Source organism: Rhodococcus sp. G-MC3 (assembly GCF_030063335.1).
Lineage (GTDB): Bacteria > Actinomycetota > Actinomycetes > Mycobacteriales > Mycobacteriaceae > Rhodococcoides.
Genome location: NZ_JASISW010000010.1, coordinates 169623 through 195707, shown reverse-complemented (window position 1 = coordinate 195707; position 26085 = coordinate 169623). Strand labels below are relative to the sequence as shown.

20 protein-coding genes and 1 pseudogene are annotated in these 26085 nt (G+C 63.5%); 7 read left to right on the top strand and 14 right to left on the bottom strand.

Annotated features, from left to right (window positions below):
• Positions 1 to 373: 373 nt before the first annotated feature.
• Positions 374 to 802, bottom strand: coding sequence for a VOC family protein (locus tag QMK17_RS13895; protein ID WP_283509845.1), 429 nt, complete (start codon positions 800 to 802; stop codon positions 374 to 376).
• Between the two features lie 62 nt (positions 803 to 864).
• Between QMK17_RS13895 and QMK17_RS13890 the strand changes: the two genes are divergently transcribed.
• Entirely contained in the window at positions 865 to 1905 is a 1041-nt protein-coding gene (locus QMK17_RS13890) for a helix-turn-helix transcriptional regulator (RefSeq protein WP_283509844.1), read from the top strand.
• Between the two features lie 186 nt (positions 1906 to 2091).
• Here the strand turns inward: QMK17_RS13890 and QMK17_RS13885 are convergent, their stop codons facing one another.
• The 3 genes from QMK17_RS13885 to QMK17_RS13875 all read right to left on the bottom strand — a co-directional run bounded on the left by QMK17_RS13885 (position 2092) and on the right by QMK17_RS13875 (position 5785).
• A complete protein-coding gene (locus QMK17_RS13885; RefSeq protein ID WP_283509843.1) occupies positions 2092 to 2505 on the bottom strand; it encodes a TIGR03668 family PPOX class F420-dependent oxidoreductase in 414 nt (137 codons plus the stop codon).
• 18 nt (positions 2506 to 2523) lie between these two features.
• Positions 2524 to 4566, bottom strand: coding sequence for a putative bifunctional diguanylate cyclase/phosphodiesterase (locus tag QMK17_RS13880; protein WP_283509842.1), 2043 nt, complete (start codon positions 4564 to 4566; stop codon positions 2524 to 2526).
• 184 nt (positions 4567 to 4750) lie between these two features.
• A complete protein-coding gene (locus tag QMK17_RS13875) occupies positions 4751 to 5785 on the bottom strand; it encodes a LacI family DNA-binding transcriptional regulator (RefSeq protein ID WP_283509841.1) in 1035 nt (344 codons plus the stop codon).
• 62 nt (positions 5786 to 5847) lie between these two features.
• Here QMK17_RS13875 and QMK17_RS13870 point away from each other — a divergent pair.
• Positions 5848 to 6780: pseudogene (locus QMK17_RS13870) on the top strand (MFS transporter); the annotation flags it as partial.
• 109 nt (positions 6781 to 6889) lie between these two features.
• On the opposite strand, the gene QMK17_RS13865 reads toward QMK17_RS13870, so the two are convergent.
• From QMK17_RS13865 to lat, 3 genes are all read right to left on the bottom strand, one after another.
• Positions 6890 to 8854: an anthranilate synthase family protein gene (locus tag QMK17_RS13865; RefSeq protein ID WP_283509840.1), complete on the bottom strand. Its 1965-nt coding sequence runs from the start codon at positions 8852 to 8854 to the stop codon at positions 6890 to 6892.
• Positions 8855 to 9094: 240 nt separating this feature from the next.
• Positions 9095 to 9475: a PLD nuclease N-terminal domain-containing protein gene (locus QMK17_RS13860; protein ID WP_283509839.1), complete on the bottom strand. Its 381-nt coding sequence runs from the start codon at positions 9473 to 9475 to the stop codon at positions 9095 to 9097.
• Between the two features lie 183 nt (positions 9476 to 9658).
• A complete protein-coding gene (gene lat / locus QMK17_RS13855; protein ID WP_336620150.1) occupies positions 9659 to 10954 on the bottom strand; it encodes an L-lysine 6-transaminase in 1296 nt (431 codons plus the stop codon).
• A 172-nt stretch (positions 10955 to 11126) separates the two neighbouring features.
• On the opposite strand from lat, the gene amaB reads away from it, so the two are divergent.
• Positions 11127 to 12662, top strand: coding sequence for an L-piperidine-6-carboxylate dehydrogenase (gene amaB, locus QMK17_RS13850; protein WP_283509837.1), 1536 nt, complete (start codon positions 11127 to 11129; stop codon positions 12660 to 12662).
• 53 nt (positions 12663 to 12715) lie between these two features.
• Here the strand turns inward: amaB and QMK17_RS13845 are convergent, their stop codons facing one another.
• Positions 12716 to 13282: a TetR/AcrR family transcriptional regulator gene (locus tag QMK17_RS13845; RefSeq protein WP_283509836.1), complete on the bottom strand. Its 567-nt coding sequence runs from the start codon at positions 13280 to 13282 to the stop codon at positions 12716 to 12718.
• A 78-nt stretch (positions 13283 to 13360) separates the two neighbouring features.
• Here QMK17_RS13845 and QMK17_RS13840 point away from each other — a divergent pair, with 78 nt between their 5' ends.
• Positions 13361 to 13933 carry a dihydrofolate reductase family protein gene (locus QMK17_RS13840; RefSeq protein ID WP_283509835.1) on the top strand — a complete coding sequence of 191 codons (573 nt, stop codon included), beginning with the start codon at positions 13361 to 13363 and terminating at the stop codon, positions 13931 to 13933.
• Positions 13934 to 13936: 3 nt separating this feature from the next.
• On the opposite strand, the gene QMK17_RS13835 is transcribed toward QMK17_RS13840, so the two are convergent.
• From QMK17_RS13835 to QMK17_RS13815, 5 genes are all read right to left on the bottom strand, one after another.
• Positions 13937 to 15097, bottom strand: coding sequence for a hypothetical protein (locus QMK17_RS13835; RefSeq protein ID WP_283509834.1), 1161 nt, complete (start codon positions 15095 to 15097; stop codon positions 13937 to 13939).
• A gap of 225 nt (positions 15098 to 15322) precedes the next feature.
• A complete protein-coding gene (locus tag QMK17_RS13830; RefSeq protein WP_283509833.1) occupies positions 15323 to 17002 on the bottom strand; it encodes an HNH endonuclease signature motif containing protein in 1680 nt (559 codons plus the stop codon).
• Positions 17003 to 17077: 75 nt separating this feature from the next.
• On the bottom strand, positions 17078 to 17584 hold the full coding sequence (locus QMK17_RS13825) for an alpha/beta fold hydrolase (RefSeq protein WP_283509832.1): 507 nt from the start codon (positions 17582 to 17584) through the stop codon (positions 17078 to 17080).
• A gap of 5 nt (positions 17585 to 17589) precedes the next feature.
• Positions 17590 to 19971, bottom strand: a complete 2382-nt coding sequence (locus QMK17_RS13820; RefSeq protein WP_283509831.1) for an excinuclease ABC subunit UvrA — start codon at positions 19969 to 19971, stop codon at positions 17590 to 17592.
• 51 nt (positions 19972 to 20022) lie between these two features.
• A complete protein-coding gene (locus QMK17_RS13815) occupies positions 20023 to 20433 on the bottom strand; it encodes a VOC family protein (RefSeq protein ID WP_283509830.1) in 411 nt (136 codons plus the stop codon).
• Between the two features lie 74 nt (positions 20434 to 20507).
• On the opposite strand from QMK17_RS13815, the gene QMK17_RS13810 reads away from it, so the two are divergent.
• Complete coding sequence (locus tag QMK17_RS13810) at positions 20508 to 21758, top strand: hypothetical protein (protein ID WP_283509829.1); 1251 nt, start codon at positions 20508 to 20510, stop codon at positions 21756 to 21758.
• Between the two features lie 61 nt (positions 21759 to 21819).
• Here QMK17_RS13810 and QMK17_RS13805 read toward each other — a convergent pair whose 3' ends face one another.
• Positions 21820 to 23532 (bottom strand): cutinase family protein, encoded by a 1713-nt coding sequence (locus QMK17_RS13805; RefSeq protein ID WP_283509858.1) that lies wholly within the window; start codon positions 23530 to 23532, stop codon positions 21820 to 21822.
• 202 nt (positions 23533 to 23734) lie between these two features.
• Between QMK17_RS13805 and QMK17_RS13800 the strand changes: the two genes are divergently transcribed.
• Positions 23735 to 23884: a hypothetical protein gene (locus QMK17_RS13800; protein ID WP_283509828.1), complete on the top strand. Its 150-nt coding sequence runs from the start codon at positions 23735 to 23737 to the stop codon at positions 23882 to 23884.
• Entirely contained in the window at positions 23881 to 26073 is a 2193-nt protein-coding gene (locus tag QMK17_RS13795; RefSeq protein WP_283509827.1) for a heavy metal translocating P-type ATPase, read from the top strand. Before QMK17_RS13800 ends, QMK17_RS13795 begins: the two co-directional genes overlap by 4 nt.
• The last annotated feature ends 12 nt before the right edge of the window (positions 26074 to 26085 follow it).

Sequence of the window (26085 nt, the reverse complement as noted above, 5' to 3'; positions counted from 1 at the left end):
AACAACCGGCACCGGCACTCATCGCTGGGCTACCTCACCCCGGCTGAGTATGCTGCCCAATGCACCCACAACCACCAACCGGTGGACGGCTGCGAGATCGACTGAAGATCAAACCGAAGCGGCTCTAGAACGCTGTGGTCCGACTATCGGGGACCTGCCATGGCCTGCGCGGCGACGTCGCTCTTCGATGGACAGCTGTGCGTTTCGGGGAGGCATGAGTGCACTCCAGGGACATGGGGATAGCTGACGCAGGCCATTGTGGCCTCAGCGACCGGCACGGTAGTCCTGGAGAGCCAGGTCCTGCGACCGCGGCGAAGGTTTCAAGGCTCCTTTCCGACTGAGGGCGTTGTCTCCTACTCATCGTCCCGCGCTCTCAGCGGCTGTAGCGGCCGGAGAAGCGGTCGATTGCCTCCGCGCTCACTGGGCTGAACACGCCAACGAGGTTCTGGTCGGGGTCACGAAGGAAGAAGACCCGGTTGCCCCATGGCATGAGTGCTGGCTCGGCGACGAACTCCGCGCCCAGTGCGGCTAGGCGGGCGTACTCGGCGTCGACGTCGTTGACGAGGAACTCGAAGATCGCCGACCGGTTGGCGGCTGCCTCGGCAGAGCCGAGTGCGAACAGCGGCACCGTGGCGGTGCTGCCGATCGCGAGGGTCGCGGTCGGGGTGAGGATCTCGGCGAAGACCGGCGCGGGGCGTACGGCGGTGGTGCCGGTGAGCTGCTCGTAGAACTCGACCATCGCATCGAGGTTGTCGGTGATGATGCGGGTCGAGACGAAGGCGGTGGCATGGGAGTTGGTCATGGCTGTGATGCTAAAGCCGATACAGGGCTGAATCCGCCCGGTATTCGTGGGAATCTGTTCACATGGCCCGCTCGACTGCTCGTGTGTTGACCCTCCTGGAGTTCCTCCAGGCCGGAGGGATCCAGTCGGTCGCGACTCTCGCCACCCGGCTGGGCGTCGACGAGCGGACCGTGCGCCGCTATGTCGCGCAGCTGGTCGAGATGGAGGTGCCGGTCGAGTCGATCCGCGGGCGGCACGGTGGTTACCGGGTGGCGCCCGGCTACCGGATGCCGCCGCTGATGTTGACCGACGAGGAGGCGCTCACGCTGCTCCTAGGGCTGGTCGTGGGCCGTCGTAGCGGCGGGTTGCCGATCGATAGCGAGACCGTGGAGAGCGCTGTCGGCAAGTTGCGTCGCGTGTTGCCGCGAGGAACGGCGGCACGGCTAGACGCGCTGCTGTCCTCCGCGGACCTGGCGCTCCTCGGCCCGTCTGGACGCTCGAGCACAGAAGCCATCGGTGACACCGATCCGAAGGTGTTGATGGTCATCGCCGAGGCCGCCCGCGATCGCCACCCCGTCGAGATCGGCTACACCCGCAAGGACGGGCAGGCCAGCCAGCGCTCGATCCTCCCCTACGGCATCGTCGCCCGCTCCGGACGCTGGTACGTCACAGGCCACGAGTCGGGTACCGGTGAGGTCCGGACCTTCCGTGTCGATCGGATCAGCAACCCCGTGGCGTTGCCCGGATCGTTCAACGTCCCCGACGACTTCGACGCGAGCGCGATCGTTCTGGCGAGCCTGGCGGCCACCCCGTGGCGCTATCAGGTCTCGGTCCGCGTCGCCGGCACCATCGACGACCTACGCTCGCAGTTCCCCGCCGGCCTGGCGACGCTGGAGCCGGCCGCGTCCGACAACACGGAGCCATGGACCCGCGTCCGCCTGGGCGCTGAGCGCCTCGACTGGGTAGTCCCGTATTTCGCCGGACTCGGCCGCGACCTGTTCATCGAAGAACCAGGCGAGCTTCGAGAGCACGTCCGGGTTCTGGCCGGGCGTTTGCTTGCTGCGTGCGGTGACGACGCAAGCAAGCCGGTCGAGTCGTCCGGTCTGGGATCGACACCCGCCTGAACCTCCGGTCTGAGCTCAGCCCCACTGCAGACATCGACTCCACCTGTCTGATCCAACTTGGCCTGTCAGCCTGAAAGCCCCCGGCTGCCTTAGTGACCGAATGACGCATTCGGTCACCCAGATGACCTAGGGAGGCATTCGGTCCGGAAGGGGCGGAGGGCGGGACAAATGGAACGCGAAGCGAACCTACGACGCCTTCCAGGACCGCCAGGTCAGCTTGCCGACGACGATGGCGGGACCTTCCGGTCTAGCGGAGGCGTATTGCTTGTACTTCTCGACGAGTGCGTCGATGGCCGCGGTGCATTCGTCGGTATCGGGTTCGGCGACACGTGCGGACCCGCTGGCCCGTACCCACCAGAGGCTTGTCCAGTCGTCGTCGTAGTTGTCGACGATGAGGCTGACGGCCGGGTCGGCGCGAATGTTCTCTAGTCGCTGGAGCTTGCGCGTGGTTTTCGGTTTCCAGTCGATTGCGCTGACCAGGGTTTCGCCGACCTGGGCGAAGACCACGGGTACCAAGTGGGGTGTGCCGTCGGGGTTGACGGTGGACAGTATTGCGCGTTGGGCGCCTGCGAAGCGTCCGACCTCGTCATCGATCTTCACGGCTGAGTTTTCCTCACGTCATGCCGACGCGCTGTGGGCGCCGTTCTGGATAAGGATGGTTTCGAGCTGAGCAGCAGTCATGGGCCTACCCAATAGGTGACCTTGCCCGAATGTGACTCCCATGTCGACGCAGGACTCGAGCTGCTCTTTGGTTTCGATTCCTTCGACAACGGTGTTCTTGCCGAGGTCGTGGGTAACTTCGACGACTGCTCGGCACAGCGCGGTCATGGCGCGGCGCCGCTGTAGGTCTTTGCTGTCGAGGTGTTGGGTGAGCGATTTGTCGATCTTGAGGATGTCGACGGGCAGCGTTGCGAGTCGTTCGAGCGAGGAGAAGCCGGAGCCGAAGTCGTCGATAGCGACGACCGAACCGTGGCGTCGTACGTCCATCAATTGGTAGTAGACGGCGTCGATGTCGTGCAGTGATTTTGATTCTGCAAGTTCGAGGCAGAGCCTGCCTGGTTCGATCCCTAGTGAGTCGATGACGGCGTTGACGTCGGTTGCGAGTGTGCCCGCCGCGAAGTGTAAAGGGCTGACGTTGACGCCGACCTGCACGTTGAGGTCCTGGTACTGCCAAGCGGCGACCGTTTTTCCGACCTGGGCGAGTATCCAATTGCTCAGCGGAATGATGAGATCGGCATCTTCGGCGAGGCCGATGAAGCTGTCGGGCATGAGGAGACCGAGCTCGGGGTGGTTCCACCGGATGAGTGCTTCGGCGCCGACGACAATGCCGGTAGCCAGTTCGACGATGGGTTGGTACACCATTTCGAGTTCGTGTTCGGCCATGGCGACACCGCGTAGCCGTTCGACGATCTCGAGGCGTGTGCGGTTGCTGTCCCGAAGGCCGGTGGAGAAGACCTGATGGCTGCTGCGTCCGAGGGACTTGGCTGCGTGCATCGCCGTCGTCGCATCGTGAACGAGCTGTGCCGGGTCGCGAGCGTCGGTGTCGGACGTGGTGACACCGACGCTCGCGGTGACGGTGAGTTGGCGGTCGGCGAGTTCGAACGACGGCTCGAGCACGCTGGCGAACCCTGCTGCCAACGCACGCGCAGCGATGGACTGGCAACCACGGGCGATGACGACGAATTCGTCGCCGGTAAGTCGGCCGAGAGTGTCTGTAGGCCTGGTGGACGCTGCGAGTCGTTCCGCGACCAGTTGGAGTAACTCGTCGCCCTGCGTCGGACCGAGTGCGTCGTTGAATTCCTTGAAGCCGTCGATGTCGACGAGCAGCACGCTCACCTCGTTGTCGGGTGCTCGGTTCGCCAGTTCCACCGCGAGGAGGGCTTCGATTTCTTCGCGGTTCGGTAGCCCGGTCAGCGGGTCGGAGCGCGAACCGTCCTCGGTCGCGGTGTCGCCGATGTCGGTGTGGGTGATGTAAATTCCACCACCGTCCGCGAGGCACGCGGCGCGCAGCCGGTACCGGTGTGAGGCCAGCTCGCAATCGACAGCGAATACCTGACCTTCGCCTCTCGTGAGGGCCTGGAGACCTGCCAGTATTGCAGCAGATTGTGCGTTTCCGTCCGCAGCCGATGCGGCGCACCGCTCGAAGTAGTTGTCGCCGGGGCCGTTGGAATCGCTGTTCGTTTTATCGGACCAGTAATCGGACCACATGCGGTTGACCAGCACGATCGTGCCCGTGAGATCGATGACGACAGTACCGGCGGGGACGGCGTCGAGCATGGCCTGGGCGAGCTCGTCGGTCCACTCGTTGCGACTTGTGCCGAGTCGCTCGTCGGTAATTGCTGATGGCCAGAGGGCATAGCCTTCGGCACCGCGCTCACTGCGGTAGGACAACCATCTCTGCAGGGTGTAGGAGAAGTCTTCGAAATCGGACTCGTCGGACGCGCTGCACGCGGTCACGAACTCGGCCCAGCGAGGTTCGGTGAACCACGCATCGATGCATCGTCCGATGAGCCGTTCGGTCGAGGTGCTCAGGAGTGTTGCTGCAGCTGGATTGGCATAGGTGACCACGAAGGAGGTATCGACCAGTATGAGGGCCTCTGCGAGAGCTTCCAGCGCAGCTCGCGGCATGGTGAAGACATCTGCGATGGTAGATCGGGGCATAGTCGGCTCTCGGCTCATACTCCCCCCCCTGTGGCCGGTCGGCCCGCCCCACAGTAACCCGAAGGTATGGTTTGGTGCCAGAAAGAGGGCGACGGCCTTGTTTCTGGCCTCACGAGCACGGTCAGCCAGCGGCAAAACAGGCCAACTGCCACACTGCTCCTTGGCCTTGGATGGGTTCGTGTTGTCAGCTGCTGCGCTGCGTCGAACTGCGGATTTTCAACGTCCACGTTGCGTCCGGGATGGTGTCGACGGTGCCGAGCGCCCAGCGTGCGGCGTCGCGTCCCTGCTCGTACAGCGACTGAGAGACAGTGGTCAGACCTGCCGATTCTGCGGCCTCGGAGTCGTCCCAACCGGTGACCGAGATGTCGCGGCGCACATCGAGTACTCCGAATGCGAGTTCGTCGCTGCTGCAGAGGATGGCATCTCGATCCACCAGCGTGTGTGCACCACATCTGTTCGGAGACAGCATTTTCATGGCGGCTGCCCCGTGGGCGCGCGCGTTGGTCTCGACGAAAGCGACCGGTACCTGCGCCCAGTCCACGCCTGCGTCGACTACGGCCTGGCGGTATCCGGCAAGGCGGGCCGCGGTCACTGGGAACGTCGCGTCCTCGGGTTCCGGTCCGAGAACGATCTCGCCGATGCGCTCTCGGTTACGCGGAAAGCTGATCACCGCAGGGTGTTTCGCGTTGTGAAGGCCGATATTGCCGATTGCGTGGGCGGCCTTCTGATCGTCGATGCCGACGAGCTGCGTGCCGGGGTATTTCGGCCCGCCCTGAATGCACACGGGCTTGCCGGTCGAGGCCACGACCTCGAGCATCGGGTCGTCGACGACGGTCGTCCACACCACGAAACCGTCCACATGAGCATCTCGTACCCGGTCGAGATCGACGCCCACGCGAGAATTGGGGAGCAGCACCAGGCCGGTGTCGGTATCCAGGCACGCGTCGGCGATACCCGAAAGAAAGGCGCGCGCCTGCGCATTGTCGAACGAATACGTCAGCTTCTCGGTGAGGATGACGCCCAGATTGTTGCTCTTTCCGCTGCGTAGCGACCGAGCTGCCCGATTCGGTCCGGTGTAACCGAGAGCGGTCGCGGCCGCGTGGACCTTCTCGCGGGTGCTCGTTGATACCCGGGTCGGTTGGTTGTAGGTGTACGACACGCTCATGGTGGACACACCCGCCGCTGCAGCGACATCGGCCATAGTAGGGCGGGTGCTCATGGGCATAACCCTAACGTCTCGGACCAGGTTGTGTAACGATACACAATGTGTTTGGATCAAGCATGCTCCGACTCATCGTGCTCGCTGCGGCCGCCTTCGCGTACGTCACTGCTGAAACGCTGCCCGTTGGGCTGCTACCGGAGATTTCATCGGATATGAGCGTCAGCGAATCCAGCGTCGGATTGCTGCTGACCTTCTACGCCTACGGTGTTGCACTGATGACGATGCCACTCATCACGTTCGTGCGCCGGTGGCCCCGGCGGACTGTCGTAGTGGTGACCGTTGCAGCGCTTGCTGTGTCGCAACTCGTTTCTGCGATCGCCGTCGGATATCCGATGCTCGTGGCAGCGCGGATGATCTGCGCGGCGACGCACGGAGTGTTCTGGGCGGTAGTCGCGCCCGTGGCGGCGTCGCTTGCAGCGCCCGGTCAACGAGGAAAAGCGATCGCGACGGTCTACGCCGGGACCTCGCTGGCGCTCGTTGCAGGCAATCCGCTCTCAGCCGCAGTGGGGCAGTGGCTGGGGTGGCGCATGGCGGCCACGTCGATCGGTGTGATCTCGGCGTTGATTGCGCTGACGCTTTTCCTTGTATTGCCCGTCATGAACGTTGCCGAACCAGCCAAGCGTGAGAAGGTCCGCACTCTGGATCGCTCCCTCGTGATGATATGCGCAGCAACGTTTCTCGCGGTGCTCGGGCACTTCATCGCATACACGTACTTCTCGTTGCTCGTCGATCGCGGTCTGGGTTCCATGGGGGCGACCCTGACATTGATGCTCCTTGTGTACGGACTGTGCGGCGTCGCCGGCATCTGGATCGTCGGAAAGACGTTCGACAGGTGGCCGAGACGGTCCACGATCGGCGCACTGTCCGTGGTCACCGCGTCCTTGCTTGCTTTGTGGGTCGCTGTGCATTCGGCGCCGGGATCGCTTGCAGTGCTTGCAGTTCTGGCGATCGGACTGTGGGGTTTGGCGTTCACGACTGTGCCTGTGTGCTTGCAGTCGTCAGTGCTGGAGACGCCGCGCGCTGATCCGGACAAGGCTTCTGCTGTTTATGTCGTCGCATTTCAGGTTGCGATTGCTTCTGGTGCCCTGGTCGGCGGGGTGATCATCGATCTGAGCAGCATCGCTGTGGTCGCGCTGACGGCTGCTCTGCTCGTGGCTGCAGCATTGGTGACGGTGGTGAGCTCGCACAGCGCCTTTCCGTCGCATCGTCGCCGGGAGAGAGTGAACGCCTCGTGAGGGGGACCGCAACATCGGCGCTCACGCGGAGCAACCTGTGCACCACACCGGAAAGTATTTCCAGGCCATCCGTGGACAAGACCGACTCCGGGTGGAACTGAACGGATTCGAATCCACTTCCCCGCAATGCATTCACATGACCACCGTCCACAGACACCACGACCCCATCGATCGGGCCGTCCAGTGCGGTGAAAGTGTTGTAGAACCCCACGGTCCGTTCCTCCCCGAATACCCGGACGGTCCGCTGGACCCCTTGCGTAGGGCTTTCCAAGGCAACGACATCCAAGCCGAGCCTCCGCGCGAGCACCTGATGGCTCAGGCAGATGGCAAGAAGAGCCGAACCACTCGCAAGTCTCCCATCGACCGCGTTTTCCACCGCGAGAATACGAGCATCCCGCACGGACGGGTCGCCAGGGCCTGGCCCGCACACCAGCAGCTCCGCATCACTTCCCGCAAAGTTCTCCCAGCGCACAACCGATACATCCATCCCCAGATGCCGCAGCTGGTGTGCGATCATCGCCGTCCACTGGTCCTCGAAGTCGACGACCACCGCAGTTCTACCCAGCAGCGAAGTGGAGGGTAGCGGCTGCTGGTCCAGCCAGAACTCCGCCAACTTCTCGTTGCGACGGGCAAGTGCTTCGGCGACACCGGGGAATTCGTCGAGACGCACTGCATCGGCTGCCCGCGGCCGCGGCGCTTCGACGCCGACTGCCGCGAGGACGCCGCCAAGCTTCGAACGAGTCTCGGCCACTTCGTGTTCGGGCACGGAATTGCGAACCAACGTCGCTCCGGCCGAGATCTTCAGCTCGCCAGACGGCGCGATCTCACACGTCCTGATCAGGATCGGGGCATCGACCGTCGACACGCCGTCGGAATGCTCGAAGAGTGCGAGAACACCGGAGTAGTAGCCACGCCCCGACGTCTCGTACCGCTCGATCACCCTGGCTGCGTTCTCGATAGGGGAGCCGGTGACGGTGGGTGCGAACATCGTTTCCCTCAGAATGTCGCGCGGATCCATGTCGGTTTCGCCTACGAGAATGTACTCGGTGTGGGTCAGATGCCCCATCTGCTTCAGCTTCGGGCCGATGACACGCCCACCGTGGGCGCAGATACGGCTCATCATTTTAAGTTCCTCGTCGACCACCATGAACAGCTCGGCGTTCTCTTTCGCATCACCGAGGAAGTCGAGAACCCCTACACCGGAGGGTCCTTCGACGGGGTGGCGATAGGTGCCACTGATGGGGTTCATGATCGCCGACGTGCCATCGAATCCGACGTGGCGCTCCGGCGTCGCACCTACCAGGGTGACGGTCGGTGTGGACACGAAAAACGTCCAGTACGAGCCCGATTCACCCAGCAGGAGCCGTCGGAAGATCTCGAGACCGCTGGTGAGGGAGTCATCGAGCGAAGCACGGAAATCCCGTCGAATAACGAAGTTCGCACCTGCACCGGTACCGATCTCTTCGGTCAGGACACGCGAAACGATCGATGCGTAGGCGTCGTCCTCGGGTTCGAATCGCCCGTCGGTAACGTTCAGTGCGCCTACCGGTAGAGCCGCCAGCACCTCGTCGATCGACAGCCGCACATGCTCACGGACCCGCAAGCATTGAAGTGGTGATTCGTCGTCGTGGCAGACGAATCCTCGTTCGGTAACTTGCCGGAACGGCACCAACGCCAACACGTCGGGACCGGATGCCGCCGCATCGAGCGGAATGTCCGCCAGCGAATCAACGGTGATGACTTCTCCGAGCAACACATCGACACCGCCCTCGCGGCTCAGCACAGCGAACGGTTCGGAGCCGGTCAGCGCTCTGGTCAGCAACTCGTTCATCGAAAACCCTCTCGGATCAGAGCCGACCTCCGAGCGACCAGGGCACAAAAATGGCCGCCTCGAAGGGCGGCCACGGATACAGCTACGCGAAATGTGGGCGCCTAGGAGCGCCACCACCATGATCCTGCTGGGGACTGATTCGCGTACATGCCACGTGACTGTACACACACACCTCGCACGATCAAACCTGCCCGGCCGAGGTTGTCACTGCACTTGCCGACGCTTGACCGAGCCGGCGAGTCAGTTGCCCTTTGCCCGCTTGCGCTGCTGCTCGGCGCGGGCTCGGCACTGACGAAGGAACTCCTCGTCGGCCTCTGGGCTCGTACCGAGTGCTCGTCCTGGCCGCGTTTCGTACTCGGGGTAGGCCGAGTTGATTCCCTGCCCGTCTCGACCACCCTGCCCGTTCCAACCACCCTGCTGCGTTCCGTTTCCGCCCCAGACTCCGCCGCCGATGGGACGCCCGACGAGGAGCCAGACCACCGAACCGGCCAGAGGAATGAGAATCACGAACAGTAGCCACAACATCTTCGGTAGGTGGCGAACACCAGTGTCCTCGGCCGTGATGACGTCGATCAGGCAGAACACCCACAGGATCATGATGATCAAACCGAGATAAGGCACAGCGATGTCCTCCGTGATCCTGCTTGCGACAGGCCTGACCGAAAAGACCGGTCGGTCCTTTCGCTAGGAGAACTTAACAGCTAACTCAGGGATTCGCAGGAATCGAACGGATAACAGAACCGCGATCAGGTCACCCCGTCGGCTCGAATCAGTATTTCGTCGACTGCGGCACATCGCTGAGCCCTACAGCCTCCCGAGCGAGCGTTCGATGGCGTCGACGCCTCGGTCGAGGTCGGCTTCATTGATGGTCAGCGCTGGGCGGAAACGGACGGCGCTCCCGCCGCATCCGAGGACGAGCACTTGCTCCTGAACTCGCAGATCCTCGACGAGGCGGTCGCGGAGGTCGGCGTCGGGCATCGTGAAGGCGCACATCAAGCCGCGTCCGCGTACCTCGGTGACCATGGTGTGGCGAGATGCCATGTCCTGCAGGCGCTGCAGTAGATGCTCACCGAGGACTCCTGCCCTCTCGATGAGACTGTCTGCTTCCACCACTTCCAGTATCCGGCGCGAGCGGACCATGTCGGTGAGGTTGCCGCCCCACGTCGAGTTTATGCGCGAGGACACGCGGAAGGCGTTGTCCTCGATATCGTCGACGCGTCCCCCTGCCATGACGCCACAGACCTGGACCTTTTTCCCGAAGGCCAGAACGTCCGGTACGACGCCGAGTTGTTGGAAAGCCCATGCGGTGCCGGTCATTCCGGCACCCGTCTGCACCTCGTCGACGACGAACAGAGTGTCGAATTCGTGGCACAGGTCCCGCAGCTTCTGGAGGAACTGCGGGCGGAAGTGGTTGTCACCACCTTCGCCCTGGATCGGTTCGATGATGGCGCAGGCGATGTCATGCGGGTTTGCTTCGAATGCCAACCGCGCCGCCTCCAACGCGTCGGACTCGAGGGCGTCCATGTCGACGCCGCCGCGTATGTACGGCGACGGGATGCGGGGCCAGTCGAACTTGGGGAACCGTGCGACTTTGTTCGGGTCGGTGTTCGTCAAGGACATCGTGTAGCCGGAGCGGCCATGAAAGGCGTGCTCGAAGTGCATGACCTGCGTGCCGAGACTGGGGTCGATGCCGTGGGCTTGGTTCCAGCGGCTCTTCCAGTCGAAGGCGACCTTGAGCGCGTTCTCGACGGCGAGCGCACCGCCTTCGACGAAGAACAAGTGCGGAAGCCTGGCGTCGCCCAGGACACGCGCGAACGTTTCCACGAACTGCGCCATCGGAGCGGTGTAGATGTCGGAATTGCTGGGCTTGTTCATGGCGGCCTGCAACAGATCTGCCTTGAATTCGTCGTCCTGAGCCAGCGATGGATGGTTCATGCCGAGCGCATTGGAGGCGAAGAAAGTGAACAGATCGAGGTATTCGGTGCCATTACGGGCGTCGACGAGTTTCGACCCGTGCGAAGCATCCAGATCGAGCACCATCTCGAACCCGTCGACGAGCATGTGCTTGCCGATCGTTTCGTGCACTCGCGCGGGGGCCACGGCTTCCTGAGAGGCGTCGGGATGGTCGTGGACGGACTGTAATACCTGCGTCATGTGTGCCAACATACGCGATAATATTCCGTAAGCAAGCGCATAAAACAGGAATATTTACGGTCTGAAGTGTTGTCGACTAGATTGATACCACCGCTCGCCTCCATGAAAGGTGCTGTACATGTCTTCACCCGTCACCCACGGCGATCTCAGTGTCCGGACTCGCGCGATTCTGGACCGTCTCGGTGTGCGCGTCGATCTGGACGTGCCGCAGTCCAAGCTGCCGATCGTGGCGCGCTCGCCCATCACCGGTGGCAATCTTGCATCGCTCGCCGCTGCTGGACCGGCCGATGTCGAGGCCGCGATCAGCGTGGCGTCAGCGGCGTTCGGCGAGTGGTCGGCTGTACCGGCACCGGTGCGCGGAGGTCTGATTCGCGAACTCGGGGAACTGCTGCGCGAACACAAGGAAGATCTTGGCGCGCTCGTGTCGATCGAGGCAGGCAAGATCGTCTCCGAGGGCCTCGGTGAAGTGCAGGAAATGATCGACATCTGCGACTTCGGTGTCGGATTGTCCCGCCAGCTGTACGGCAACACCATCGCCACCGAGCGCCCAGGGCACCGCATGATGGAACAGTGGCACCCGCTCGGTGTCGTCGGAGTCATCACGGCCTTCAACTTCCCGGTCGCGGTGTGGTCGTGGAACACGGTGTTGGCCTTGGTCGCCGGAGACACCGTCATCTGGAAACCGTCGGAGAAGACTCCGTTGACCGCGCTCGGAGTACAAGCGCTGTTCGAGCGTGCAGCCCAGAAAGCAGGCATCGACCCGGCGGTTGCGCAGCTCGTCATCGGCGACCGTGTTGCAGGAGAGGCCCTCGTCGACGACTCGCGAGTAGCGCTGCTCTCGGCAACCGGTTCGACTCGGATGGGCCGTACGGTCGCACCTCGTGTGGCCGAGCGGTTCGGCCGGGTGCTGCTCGAACTCGGCGGCAACAACGCTGCGATCGTGACGCCGTCCGCCGACCTGGATCTGACCACCCGCGGAATCGTGTTCTCCGCGGCTGGCACTGCGGGGCAGCGCTGTACGTCGTTGCGCCGGGTGATCGTGCATTCCTCGATCGCCGAGGAGCTGGTGGATCGCATTTCACGTGCCTATCAATCGCTCTCCATCGGTTCACCGATGGAGCCGGACACCCTCGTCGGCCCATTGATCGACGCCCCGGCCTTCGCGGGATTCCAGAAGGCGCTCGACGCCGCGGTGGGTGGCGGCGGCTCGATCAAGGTCGGCGGTGAGCGCGTCGATATTTTCGGTGAGTATGCCTACTACGTACAGCCGACGATCGTCACCATGCCCGCACAGACCGATATCGTGCGTCACGAGACATTCGCCCCCATTTTGTACGTGCTCACCTACGACACGCTCGACGAGGCCATTGCACTCCATAATGATGTGCCGCAGGGGCTTTCGTCGTCGATCTTCACGACGGACCTTCGCGAGGCCGAGAAGTTCCTGTCCGCGGCGGGGTCCGACTGTGGCATCGCGAACGTCAACATCGGACCGTCGGGTGCTGAGATCGGTGGGGCCTTCGGCGGCGAGAAGGAAACCGGTGGCGGACGCGAGTCCGGTTCGGACGCATGGAAGTCCTACATGCGTCGGTCGACCAACACGGTCAACTACTCCAACGAATTGCCGCTGGCCCAGGGTGTGAAATTCACCTGAGTGCGGCTACGCCGCCCGTGAGTGCTTTATGACAGCCGGACGTACACATTCACTCACGGGCGCGTCAGCGCAATCAGGGCGTCAATTATCTCGTCGGTCGACGTCTCGGGATCGATCGGGTACGTGAGGCGGTCGAGTAGGAGACCGTCGATCGCGTAGTGGAAAAGTGCGACCTCCTTGGCGCCTCCGGGGAGCCCGGCGGCGAGATTGAATTCGACGTCGGCGGCGAAGTTCGAGCGCTGCCAGCGCCCGAGCACTTCCCTGATCTCTTGGCGTCTCGAGGCCTCCAGTCTCAGCTCGAACAACGCGAGCGTCACGTCGCGATTCCCGAGGAGCCGCGCGACGATGTCGCGAATGTACGCACCGAACAGCTCGGGGCTGGGAGGCTGCGAAGCGAGAGGTTCGTGGACTTCGGGGTTGGGTGCCAGCCTTTCTCCGATCCGCTCGATCAGCCCGGCGATGACGTCGTCGCGTGACTTGAAGTAATTGGACGTGGTCCCCTTGGGGACGTTCGCCTCGTCGTCGATCGCGCGGTGCGTGAGTCCACGGGCACCGTCCCTGGCCAGGATGGCGAGTCCGGCGTCGGCGAGGTCGGAGCGTCTCTGTGGATTGCGGGCCATGAAAAAAGACTAGCGGAACCACGACGGGTGTCGTAGTCTTCAAGCTGAACCACTACAACCGTCGTGATTGGAGCTCTTGTGCGTGAATTGGTTTACTACGTCGCTGTCAGCCTCGACGGCTACATCGCAGCCCCCGACGACACGTTCGCAGACTTCCCGATGCAGGGCGATCACATCGACATGATCCTGCGCGAGTACACCGACACCATTCCGACGCTCGGGTTGGATGCGTTGGGGCTGACTCCCGATCTGACCCGCTTCGACACCGTGCTCATGGGCTGGAATACCTATACGGCAGGTGGAGTCCATCCGCACGGCGGACCGTATGGACACCTGAAACAGCACGTGTTCTCGCGCAACCACTCGGTTGTCGAACCCGCTGTGATTCTCTCCGACGAGGATCCTGTCGCTCTCGTTCGTACATTGAAGCAGGAGAGCGGCAGTGGGATCTGGTTGGCGGGAGGCGGAATTCTGGCATCGGCGCTGGTGGACGAAATCGACAGGCTGATTCTCAAGGTCAACCCGGTTCTGCTCGGCTCGGGTAAGAGGCTCTTCGCCGAGCGTGAATACTCGCCTGTCCGAATGGATCTCGTGGCCAGCACGCCCTACGAATCGGGGGTGGTGATCAACGAGTACACAGTGGTTCGATAATTGTCAGCCCACCGGAATGCTGTATGCGCGAAGCTGTTCGACGGTCTCCCAGTCCGGCCAGGAAGACACTCGATACCTTCTCGGATCGAAGCCGGCGACGGGTGCGATACCGGTGATCGCTGCGACGTCGCCGAACTGGACATAGAACGGCGGAGCATCCTGTTGGCAGAACGCCACGAGATCGGTGTGCGGCATCGTGTAATCGATCCCGTCGCCCCAGATGGTCACCGTCCGGGGACCGAATGGCGTCGTCTTGACTGTGACGGTGCCAACGAACGAATGGACGTGCTCGAGTTCGTACTGCCGAGTCAACCAACTCGACTGGGCCGCATACTCGTGCGCGATATGGACGCATCGCGCACGGGCAGTACCCGGGTCTTCGGGGTTGACAGTGTCCAACGTGACGACCGACCCGGCGTCGTCGACCGTGTAGGCCTGAGGTGACAACGCACGCGAGGTGTGGATGTACTGCTGCTCGACCATGGCGAAGTGCTTGGCAAGCAATTCGGGGTCGTCACTGGGAAGTACGAAGATGGTGTTGACGTCGGGGACGAACGCGACAGGCGGGCAGCCGAGTCGCCCCCGGTGGGATTCGAGCCAGCCCGGATCGAGCAGCCAGGACGTGTAATAGCGGCCACCGTCGTCGATCAATCTCTGAATGGCCCTGCCCTTGGTGGGGTCGGCGTGCTGGGTGATGGTTGCCAGGTTGGATCGTGCTGCAGCGAACACGGTGGAGGGGTCGACGCCCCACTTGTCGATGGTCGACCACGATACTGTAGCTCGGTGGCCCGGCATGTCGACCGCAACGAGCTCGTCGACCAGCGGAAACACCCTGCGGGACAGCAGTAGGCCCGAGGGCGGCCCCAGCGTGTACGTGGATGGTTTCAGGACCGGACGCAGCCGCGGCAACGCGTCGTTCCAGTTCCCGGGCCAGTCTTTCGAGGACATCTCGGTCGAGACGAAATGCGCCACGTGCGACTCGCGAGCCAGCGCAGACACAGTGGCCGTATCGCGCAGCAGATTGTCGAGGTAGAGGACGGAATCGTCGCCGTACCGCACCGCGAACACGTCGTGGTCGACACGGGGCTCGGCGCCCCCTTCGAAACGAATCCGCTCGACTACAAGACGCGCTAGCTGCTCCTTCGGCCCTTCGATTCCCCCCACCCCGGTGATGCTAGGGGACTCAGCCCGCCACGTCGTGCGGACGAGGAGAACAAGCCAGAACTTTGTTCTGCTGGACCATCCTGCGAGGTCGGTCATGTATGTCGCTTGTGAGGCGTAGTCCCATCAGCGGAGCCAGCAGATCGTTGTGGCCTGCACAGTGTTCGAGCGGTATGACTGTAAGCGGCGCAGGTAACGCTGTGCCGCTTGCGGTTTGGGGTTCCCGGATTACGGCTCGGGGTCCTCGGGGTCGTGGTATAGGTATTCCTGTGGATGATGAAAATGATTCACTACCCCGCGGCGATCGGGATCGACACTCCCGGGGGGATGCCACTGAGTACGCCCAGGGGTGGGGTGCCCTGGGCCGGTGGTGGTGGTCGCCCAATCATGGGGGCCATCCCCGACGAGGGCGTGGTGGATATCGCAACCGAAGGTCATCGCATCGACGTCGGTGTTGCCCCCGGATCTCCATTCGTCGATGTGGTGCACCTGCGACCAGGTGGCGGGGCGGGTGCAGCCGGGGAAGCTGCACCCGCGGTCGCGGGCGATCAGCACGATCCGTTGATCGGCGGTAGCGATGCGTTTGGTGCGTCCGAGGTAGAGAGCGCGGCCGTCGGCGTCGTCGAAGACCGCGAGGTACTGATGGGCATGGGAGGCCATGCGGATCGCGTCGCGCATCGGGATCAGTGATCCGGTACCGGTGACAGCGTGCCCGCAGGCAGTTTCCAGGTCCTGGGCGGTCATGGAGATGATCGCGGTGACGGGCAGGCCGCGGTGTTCACCGAGGGTGCCGGAGGCGAGCATCTGGCGTAGGACAGCTTTGACGGCGTCGTGGTTGCGTCGCCCCGGGGTGCGGGTGTCGCGTCCGGCGCGGCGTTGCATGTCGGGATCGGTGACGGTATCGCGCGGAGTGGTTCCCGGCTCACCGCCGCCGGGTCCGCCCGAGCCGCTGCCGTCGGAATCGCCTGTGCCGCCGGAATCGCCGCCGCCAGGACTGGGACCGGGACCGTCGAACAGTGTCGGATCCCCCGGCTTCGCGTCCGGGCGATCACCTGACCCACCGTCCGGCTCATCCTCGTCCGGCTCATCCTCGCCCGGCTCGTCCTCGACCACAGGCTTCGGCTCGTCGGGGTTGCAATTGCCCGGCTTGGCGAGTTTGGCGAGCAACGCTTCGAGATACGCCCGGAACTCGGCGTCGATGAGGAAACTGCCCTTGCTCAACCCCTCGGCATCCTGCTTCCCCAACCGGAAGAAACATTTCGCGATCGGATCGGGCTCATCCCTGAGCGACCCATCCGGATCCAAGAGAGTCTGTAGCCGGTCCGCAGCAACCTGCAACTGCTCCGGCGACACCTGCTTCGCCAACTCCGAGAGCAGAAACTCCGACTGCACCCGCGACTCGTGATCGACGCCTTCGGGAAGATCGCCGAAGAACGTGTCGATGATCGTGACATGCGCGGCATCGATCTCCCCGCTGGTATGCGCAACTGCCGTCGTCGGCAACACCGGATCCAACTTTTCACCCGTCATCGCCCGCCGCACCGCGATCTTCGCCGCGATCCTGATGCGTTTACCGGCGACCCCGGCATTGATCCGCAACAGAGACGCCAGACGAGACGGATTCTTCTTCTCCGGCATCACCGCCAACCCATCGGAATCGATCAGTTCGGTCAACCAGGTATGCGAGGTGCCGTATATCGCCCGCGACAACGTTTCCATCCGCACCATCAAGGCCCGCTTGTCGGCGTCGAGCAACCCGATCGACGCCACCGCAGCGACGCAGACCCACGCCGACTCCATCGACACCACCGCATCGAGCAGACACGGGTCGGCGATCGGCAGCACACCACGCGGTGTGGCGACCCCTAGGTCGTCGGCGAGGCCGGCGACGTTCTCCCCCGAAAGCATGATGCAAACCTAGCCCGACCCACCGACAGAAACTCGAACACCAGTTCGAATAAAGTAGCAGCCGACCAACGCAACTCACGGCCTTCGATGCACCTGCGCGGCAATGTCCTGCACGACCCCCTCGAACTGATGACCCCCAGACGGATAGGCCTGAACCGAAGCCGACGGGAGCCGCGCCGCATGCAGAGCCAGATGAGTGAACGGCACAACCTCGTCGTCGCGGCAGTGGTGCAGTGAAAGTGCAACATCCGGCTCGGAACCCTCGAACGCGTAGTCCGAGACGTCCCAGCCTCCGGCGGTCCAGTCCGGCATGGCGAGTAAAACTGCCCGAGACATCGCGTGTCGACGCTCGGCCAGTACCCGCAACACGATCGACGCCCCGAACGAATGCGCGACGACTATATCGTCGGCGCCCAGCGCAGCCAGCAGACTACGAACCGGCTCAGCCCACCCCTCGTACGACATATCGCCGTCGGAGAACTCGGGCATCTCGACATCTATGCCGAGTGCGGCACCGAAACCATCGGCCATCGAACGATCCTCGACGAATCCGCCTGCACCGTGGATGAACAGAAGCCTCATTTACATCAGCTCCCCACGTACGCCGCCAGGTGCTCGCCCGTCAGTGTCGTCCGGTCGGCGACGAGGGCTGTTGGCGTGCCCTCGAACACGATGAGCCCGCCGTCGTGACCGGCGCCGGGGCCGATGTCGATTATCCAGTCGGCATGTGCCATGACGGCCTGGTGGTGCTCGATGACGATGACGGACTTGCCCGAATCGACGAGCCTGTCCAGCAAGCCAAGGAGCTGTTCGACATCGGCGAGGTGCAGACCTGTCGTCGGCTCGTCGAGCACGTAGATGCCGACCTTGTCGGCTATGTTCACCGCGAGCTTCAGACGTTGCCGTTCGCCGCCGGACAGGGTTGTCAAAGGCTGCCCGAGCTTGATGTATCCGAGCCCGACATCGACCAGCCGGACCAGAATCTTGTGGGCTGCGAGGATCTTGGCGTCACCATCGCCGAAGAACTGCTCGGCCTCGGCCGCCGACATCGCGAGTACCTCGCTGATGTCCTTGCCGCCGAGCTTGTATTCGAGCACCGATGCTTGGAACCGTTTGCCCTCGCACAACTCGCATGGGGTCGCGACGCCTGCCATGATTGCCAGGTCGCTGTAGATGACGCCGTTGCCATTGCAGGAAGGGCACGCGCCTTCCGAATTGGCGCTGAAGAGAGCCGGTTTGACGCCGTTCTCTTTCGCGAAGGCCTTGCGTATCGGTTCCAGTAGCCCGGTGTAGGTCGCAGGGTTGCTGCGACGAGATCCGCGGATAGCTCCCTGATCGACCGTCACCACATCCTCGAGTCCGGACAGTGAACCGTTAATCAGAGAGCTCTTGCCCGAACCCGCCACACCGGTGATGACCGTCAAAACGCCCAGCGGCACATCGACATCGACGTTCTGCAGATTGTTCGTGTCGGCACCACGAACCTCGATCACCTCGGAGAATTCACGCACCGAATCTTTGAGCCGAGCACGATCGTCGAAGTGATGGCCGGTGATGGTGTCGCTAGTGCGCAGTCCCTCGACCGTTCCTTCGAAACAGATGTTGCCGCCGTCCGAACCTGCGCCGGGCCCGAGGTCGACGACATGATCTGCGATCACGATGGTCTCCGGTTTGTGCTCGACGACCAGAACGGTATTACCCTTGTCGCGCAGGCGAAGCAGGAGATCGTTCATGTTCTCGATGTCGTGCGGATGCAGGCCGATGGTGGGCTCGTCGAACACGTAGGTGACGTCCGTCAACGACGATCCGAGTTGGCGAATCATCTTGGTACGCTGCGCTTCACCACCCGACAGTGTTCCCGCGGGCCGTTCCAACGAGAGATACCCGAGCCCGATTTCGACGAACGAATCCAGCGTCTCGACGAGCGAGTCGAGCAACGGCGCAACGGATGGTTCTTTCACGCCGCGTACCCATACCGCAAGATCGCTGATCTGCATGGCGCAGGCGTCGGCGATGTTGATGCCCTTGATCTTCGACGATCTGGCGCCCTCGCTGAGTCGGGTGCCGCCGCAGTCGGGGCAGGTGGCGAAGGTAACCGCGCGATCGACGAATGCCCTGACATGTGGCTGCATCGCGTCGACGTCCTTGGAAAGGAACGACTTCTGGATCTGCGGGATCAGACCGAGGTACGTCAGGTTGATGCCCTCGACTTTGATCTTCGTCGCCTCGCGGTAGAGCAGGTCGTCGAGTTGCTTCTTGGTGAACTTCGAGATCGGCTTGTCCGGGTCGAAATAACCGCAGCCACGGAAGATTCGACCGTACCAGCCTTCCATGCTGTAGCCAGGGATGGTGATGGCGCCCTCGTTGAGGGATTTGCTGTCGTCGTACAGCGCGGCCAGGTCGATGTCGCTGACCGAACCCCTGCCCTCGCACCGTGGGCACATGCCACCGGTAATGGAGAACGTCCGCTTCTCGCGAGTCGCACGTCCTCCCTTCTCGACCGTCACCGCGCCTGCACCCGATATGGACGCGACGTTGAACGAGAATGCTTGCGGCGAGCCGATATACGGCTTACCGAGTCGGCTGAACAGGATCCGGAGCATCGCATTCGCGTCGGTTACTGTGCCGACGGTCGAGTGTGGGTTGGCGCCCATCCGCTGCTGGTCGACGATGATCGCCGTGGTCAGGCCGTCGAGAACGTCGACATCAGGGCGCCCGAGTGTCGGCATGAAACCCTGCACGAACGCGCTGTACGTCTCATTGATCATGCGCTGCGATTCGGCGGCGATGGTGCTGAACACCAACGAACTCTTGCCCGATCCGGAGACTCCGGTGAACACTGTCAGCCTGCGCTTGGGGATCTCGACACTGATGTCCTTGAGGTTGTTCACCCGGGCGCCCTGTACGCGAATAAGATCGTGTGTGTCTGCCGCGTGGAGCTCGCGCGCAGGCGTCGTCCTTCTGGCCATGTTGTGCAGTGTCGCTTTCTCTAGCGGAACTTGACGAGGATCTAACCAGGCTCAGCCCAATTCTTGAATGCGAAGCAAGTTGCCCGCGGGATCGCGGACGGCGCAGTCGCGCACCCCGTACGGCTGCTGTGTCGGTTCCTGAACGACGTCGGCGTCGGCGGCCTGCAGTTTCTCGAACGTGGTGTCCAAGTCTGCTGTGGCGAGAAGGAGTCCGGCGTAGGTGCCCTTCGCCATCATCTCGACGATGGTCTTGCGCTCGCCGTCGGTGATGCCGGGGTCGACGGCAGGGGGCGTCAATACGATGGAGGTGTCCGGCTGGCCCTCGGGACCGACGGTGATCCAGCGGAGTCCGTCGTACCCGACGTCGAGGCGCACCTCGAAGCCGAGGAGGTCGCGATAGAACGCGAGCGCGGCGTCCGGGTCGTCTTGGGGGAGGAATGAGGAGTGAATTTTGATGTCCATGGGAGAAGACGTTAGTTGCGCCGCGAGCGGTGTGCTTCTCGATTCCTGATCGGTTCGACGGGCATGATCGGCGAATGTCTTTCGTGAACCGAACAATGACGGTGCTCACCGCTGGGCTCGGGGGCGTCACGGCCGGGCTGGTTCTCAGCTCGCGCGAGATCACCGATTCGCTGATCGATCCGGCGGCGTCGCTCTCGTCCGTGGCCGGTATCGACTCCGGGGTGGTGGCGATGGCCGTCGTCGCCGTGGTCGCGGTGTCGATTCTCGGACGCGTGTCCTCGGCTCGTATTCCAGTTGCGATGGCGGCGTTGATTGTTCTGGCGGTCGATGTCCCGCTCGACGGGCTTCCTGGATGGATTTCGCCCGTTGCTGCAGGAGCGCTCGTAGGCGCGCTGGCCGCCGAGAGGACGGACGCCGTGTCTCTTCAGGGCGCGCTGGTATTGGGGCTCCTCGGGGGCGGTCTGTTCGGCAGCAGGCTCTACGACGTACTGGTGATGGGCGCGATCAACGGATCCGACTCGGTGATCATCGGCTACGACCCTTTCGGTGAGGCCGAGTCGACTCGCGACGTTATCTTCCTGGTGCTCGTCTGTCTGGCCGCAGCGGCTCTGATCGCATCACGAATCGTCAACGGGCCCGACGCCATCGACACGCCCGGGTCAGCCGTCGCAGTTGCTGTCGGTATCGGACTACCCATTGTCGGATCTACCGTCGGATGGGCGTCGACGGCATATCGCAGCGAGGACGTCGTCTGGTACCTCTGTCTCGTCGGGCTTGCCGTCGCAGCACTCGTCGCCGCGCTGATACTGCCGGGCCGAAACGGGTCGGTTGTCCTCGCCCTGTTCGCGACGACGGGTGCCGCGCTCGGCTCGGGTCGCTGGGTCGGCGTGAGTGCGATCCAGCTGGGCCTGGTCATCGCCTTGTTCGTCGCCGGTGGTGTCCTGGGAGCGCGAATCCCCCAGGTCTACGTGGGCCTTGCTCTGCTCCTCGCTACTGCCCTTTCGGCGTTGCTCATCGGGCCGTCGACGGGAACAGCGTCAGGCGTGGCCGGTATGTACCTCTTGCCGTTCGCCGCCGCCTACACCGTCGTGGCGGTGCTTCCGGTCGGCCGAGAACCGCTGGTGGTGGCGATGTTTGTTCCGTTCACCCTCACCGTGTCGGTGACCATGTCGTTCGGCTACACCGGAGGCGCCGGGTACGTCTTCACCGAGTCTTTCGTCGGCTCGTCCAACCCTTCTCGCACGGTGTTGTCGTTGTGCGGCGTCCTCGTGGTGCTGTTCTGTGCGGGAGGAATCGCGTTGCTCCGTCGTCGAGAACCCGCGTAAACGCATTCGGCGCCCGCCCTCGAAATATCGAGGACGGGCGCCGAAACGGCGAGCAACGTACCTACGAAGCAGGCACCACGGCGGTGGTGGTCGGGGCTACCGAAGTTGTCGGTGCAAGCTCGGCGGTGGGGGTTGCCGCGACGGTTACCTCGGGTGCCACCGTTAGAGCGGGATCGAGCGGCAGAGCCGGATCGAGCGGCGGGACCGGAGCGACGGGCAGGGCCGGATCGACCGGGACGACAGGAACAACCGGTGCGAGCCCGGGAGTCGGGTCGACGGCTACGTACGGCACCACGGCGGGAGCGGTCGTGGTGGTCGGTGCTGCCGACGACGTGGTCGGCATTGCCGTCGCGGTCTGAGCAACGAGTCGAGCCTGCTGCTGAACCTCGGCGGACTTGATCGGCTTGCCTGCCTCGGCGTCCTTGGCGAGCTGGGTCAACCATGCCGCTGCGTACTGCGCCGACGTCAGTGGCCTGCCATTGGCTGCGTCCGCGTCGCGCCAGTAGTCGAAGTGGTGGCCGGTGCCCGGTCCGAGTGTCAGACCGTACGGATCGTTCATCAGGACAGGCACGGTGTCGGAGTTGGATCCGATGAAGCCGATGATTTCCTTGGCGATCTTCGACGGGAGGTAGGCCAGGTTCACAGCACTCTCCGCGGGGAGCGGCTCACCGTTCTCGTCGGTTGTGGCTTCGGTGTCCGTCTTCGCGGCCGAGGCCTTGGTGGTGGGATCGGCAGGTGTGTAGCCGGGCTCGGATACTTTGATGAGCACATCGAGGAACGTCTCGTCACCGGCGAGCCAGTTGTCCTGGCTCGTGATGTCGGCGAACGCGGCGACGGCAATCCGTCCGATGACCATGGCCATGTCGGCGCCGGTTGCGGGGGTGAGAGCCTTGTCGCGCTCGAGCGCATCGAAGTCGAGCTGGCGGCCGACGTTGGCCGCGAGGTGCAGCATCGAGGTGTTCTTGGGCATCGAGCAGGTCAGATCGCCCTGCGAGCAGAATGAAGCGACCTTGCCGTCGAGAGCGCCGAAACTCCCGGACGTGCCGGGCAGAGCGCCTGCTCCCGACGTGCCGTCGGGGCTGTTCTGGTACTTCGTGTCGAAGTTGTCGGGATTGGTTCCGGCCTCGGATCCCGGGAACGGGCTTTCACCTTCGGTGCGGCCTGCGTCCGCGAGAATCACGACACCGACGACCTTGGACGGGTCGACGATTCCGTACGTACCGTCGGCGCCGACGGTCTGGTTGCCGATCTCCATCGCGGCGCGGCGGGTGACGTCGGCGCCTTCGCTGTAACCGACGATCGCGAAGCGTGTGTCAGGGCACGACTTCGAGATGGCGTTGATGACCGTCTGGGTGTTGGCGACGCCCGTGGTGACGGCGTTGTCGTACGAGGCCATGTTGGCCGGATAATCGACGTAGACGGCCGCGTAAGAACCGGCGGCAACCTGGTCGTTCGGCACGTCGACGACCTGATCTACCCAGGGACTGTTGAAGTCGTCCGCGAGCGCAGCGGGAAGCCGCGTGCCGTCGGGCAGCGTGAGCAGCTTGACTCCGCTGTTGCTGGGAGTGTCGTTACGTCCGCCGACCGCGACAGTGACCATGTCGTAGCAGGTGGCCGTGGATGCGAGTTCGACCTTGGCATCGGACTTCGTCAACGTCGACGTCGTCAGCACCGCGGCTCCGACGGCAAGTGCTCCGAGGGAAACGAACGCGACAGCGCTCGTGACGAGTCGTCGTCGGTCCGCGGGTCCGCGAGGTTTGACGCGTAAAGGCATGTTCATCCCAATCAGTCTGTCCCCGAACCGATCAATTCCCGCGGATGGTGTCGCGGGCTCACTCTTCGCCGCGCCGACACTGCGCGGCGGGTTACCTCGATTTCGCCGTGGGAACCCTCCGCGTTACACCGTGACCGGATCGAGACTTTTAAATACCCTAGGGGGGTATGGTAGACAGGAGTCGACGAAAGAGGTGTACGAGGTGAACACGACGATCAAACTTGTCGGTTTCGTAGTCGGAATTACAGTGATGTTCTTCGCTACCTACCTGATCGGGACTGCAGTCGGGCCTATCGGTGATCAGGCGCCGGTCTCGCACGAGCATGCCCAGATGCAGGTGAGTCACCCATGAATGACACCGAACTGATTCTCGGCGGCATGACGTGCGCGTCGTGCGCCAACCGGATCGAACGAAAGCTCAACAAACTCGACGGCGTCACCGCCACGGTCAACTACGCCACCGAGAAGGCGCGAGTGAAGTCCGACGGCGTGCCGACCGAGGACTTGATCAAGGCTGTCGAAGCCGCGGGGTACACGGCCTCGCTACCCACCGAGGAGCCGGAGACCGAAGAAGAAGCAGACCCGCTGAAGCAACGGCTGCTTGTCTCGGCGGTGCTGTCCGTTCCGGTGATCGCGATGGCGATGATTCCGGCGCTGCAGTTCACCAACTGGCAGTGGCTGTCACTGACACTCGCGGCACCCGTCGTCGTGTGGGGCGCATGGCCCTTCCACAAGGCTGCCTGGACCAACCTGCGGCACGGAACGTCGACGATGGACACGCTGGTGTCGATGGGTACCCTCGCGGCGCTCGGTTGGTCGCTGTACGCCCTGTTCTTCGGGACCGCCGGAGCACCGGGGATGAAGCACCCGTTCGAGTTGACCATCGCGCGGATGGACGGCTCGTCGAACATCTATTTCGAAGCCGCGGCAGGCGTCACGACGTTCATCCTGGCCGGACGCTATTTCGAGTCGCGCTCCAAGCGTCGTGCGGGAGCTGCGTTGCGCGCCCTGCTCGATCTCGGTGCCAAGGACGTAACGCTGCTCAGGGGCGGCGTCGAACATCAGATTCCCACCGCTGATCTTGTCGTGGGCGACACCTTCCTGGTGCGGCCCGGTGAGAAGATCGCGACGGACGGCATCGTCGAATCGGGTGCGTCCGCGGTCGATGCATCGATGCTCACGGGTGAATCGGTACCGGTCGAGGTTGCCGCGGGAGACGCCGTGGTCGGAGCGACGGTCAATGTCGGCGGACGGCTCGTCGTGAAGGCCACACGCATCGGCGCCGACACCCAGCTCGCGCAGATGGCCACGCTCGTCGAAGACGCCCAGACAGGGAAGGCCCAGGCGCAGAAACTCGCTGACAGGATTTCCGGAATCTTCGTTCCGATCGTCATCGCGATTGCTGTCGGGACGCTCGGATTCTGGCTCGGGACAGGCGCCGCCGTTGCCGGCGCATTCACCGCTGCCGTTGCCGTCCTCATCATCGCGTGCCCGTGCGCCCTCGGGTTGGCGACGCCCACTGCCCTCATGGTCGGCACGGGCCGCGCCGCGCAGCTCGGCATTCTGATCAAGGGACCGGAGATTCTCGAGTCGACGAGGCAGATCGACACCGTCGTCCTCGACAAGACCGGCACCGTCACCACCGGCGAGATGACGCTGCTCGCGGTTCATCCGGCTGATGGAGAGAGCGAAGACGAGGTTGTGGCGATTGCGGGAGCCATCGAGGCGAGCTCCGAACATCCCATCGCTCAGGCGATTGCCAAGGCAGCGCGCTCGCGCGGAAATGTGGGAGAGGTAGAAGAATTCTCCAACTCGGCCGGCCTCGGAGTCACTGGCATCGTCGACGGCCGGGCCGTGGTCCTGGGCCGCGCGTCGCTGCTCGCCGACTGGTCACAGCCGCTTCCCGACGAGCTGACACGCGCGATGGCCGACGCCGAAGCCGACGGACGTACTGCAGTTGCCGTCGGCTGGGACGGTAAGGCACGGGGGGTGCTCGTGGTCGCCGACGCGATCAAGCCGACGTCGAAGCAGGCGGTCGCCGAACTGCGCGCACTCGGTCTGACGCCGGTCATGCTGACGGGAGACAACGAGGCCGCGGCCAGGAAGATCGCTGCCGACGTCGGGATCGACGAGGTCATCGCCGGTGTGCTTCCACAGGGCAAGGTCGACGCGATCGAGCGGCTGCAGGCGCAGGGCCGGGTCGTGGCGATGGTCGGCGACGGTGTCAACGACGCCGCCGCGCTGGCGACTGCCGACCTCGGTCTTGCGATGGGAACGGGCACCGACGTGGCCATCGAAGCCAGCGACTTGACGCTCGTGCGCGGGGATCTGCGGGCCGTCGGCGACGCCATCAGGTTGTCGCGGAAGACGCTCGCGACGATCAAGGGCAACCTGTTCTGGGCGTTCGCGTACAACGTCGCGGCTATCCCGCTCGCTGCAGCGGGACTGCTCAATCCCATGCTCGCCGGTGCTGCGATGGCGTTCTCTTCGGTGTTCGTGGTGACCAACAGCCTGCGGTTACGGCGATTTTCCCCTTCTTGATACAAGATAGGG

Excerpts from the sequence above, each read along its gene's own strand:
- QMK17_RS13865 (WP_283509840.1), bottom strand. The coding sequence starts at position 8,854 with ATGAACGAGTTGCTGACCAGAGCGCTGACCGGCTCCGAACCGTTCGCT.
- QMK17_RS13805 (WP_283509858.1), bottom strand. The coding sequence starts at position 23,532 with ATGCCTTTACGCGTCAAACCTCGCGGACCCGCGGACCGACGACGACTC.
- QMK17_RS13895 (WP_283509845.1), bottom strand. The coding sequence starts at position 802 with ATGACCAACTCCCATGCCACCGCCTTCGTCTCGACCCGCATCATCACC.
- QMK17_RS13820 (WP_283509831.1), bottom strand. The coding sequence starts at position 19,971 with ATGGCCAGAAGGACGACGCCTGCGCGCGAGCTCCACGCGGCAGACACA.
- QMK17_RS13845 (WP_283509836.1), bottom strand. The coding sequence starts at position 13,282 with ATGGCCCGCAATCCACAGAGACGCTCCGACCTCGCCGACGCCGGACTC.
- QMK17_RS13810 (WP_283509829.1), top strand. The coding sequence starts at position 20,508 with ATGTCTTTCGTGAACCGAACAATGACGGTGCTCACCGCTGGGCTCGGG.
- QMK17_RS13830 (WP_283509833.1), bottom strand. The coding sequence starts at position 17,002 with ATGCTTTCGGGGGAGAACGTCGCCGGCCTCGCCGACGACCTAGGGGTC.
- QMK17_RS13825 (WP_283509832.1), bottom strand. The coding sequence starts at position 17,584 with ATGAGGCTTCTGTTCATCCACGGTGCAGGCGGATTCGTCGAGGATCGT.
- QMK17_RS13795 (WP_283509827.1), top strand. The coding sequence starts at position 23,881 with ATGAATGACACCGAACTGATTCTCGGCGGCATGACGTGCGCGTCGTGC.
- QMK17_RS13815 (WP_283509830.1), bottom strand. The coding sequence starts at position 20,433 with ATGGACATCAAAATTCACTCCTCATTCCTCCCCCAAGACGACCCGGAC.
- QMK17_RS13880 (WP_283509842.1), bottom strand. The coding sequence starts at position 4,566 with ATGCCCCGATCTACCATCGCAGATGTCTTCACCATGCCGCGAGCTGCG.
- amaB (WP_283509837.1), top strand. The coding sequence starts at position 11,127 with ATGTCTTCACCCGTCACCCACGGCGATCTCAGTGTCCGGACTCGCGCG.
- QMK17_RS13875 (WP_283509841.1), bottom strand. The coding sequence starts at position 5,785 with ATGAGCACCCGCCCTACTATGGCCGATGTCGCTGCAGCGGCGGGTGTG.
- QMK17_RS13890 (WP_283509844.1), top strand. The coding sequence starts at position 865 with ATGGCCCGCTCGACTGCTCGTGTGTTGACCCTCCTGGAGTTCCTCCAG.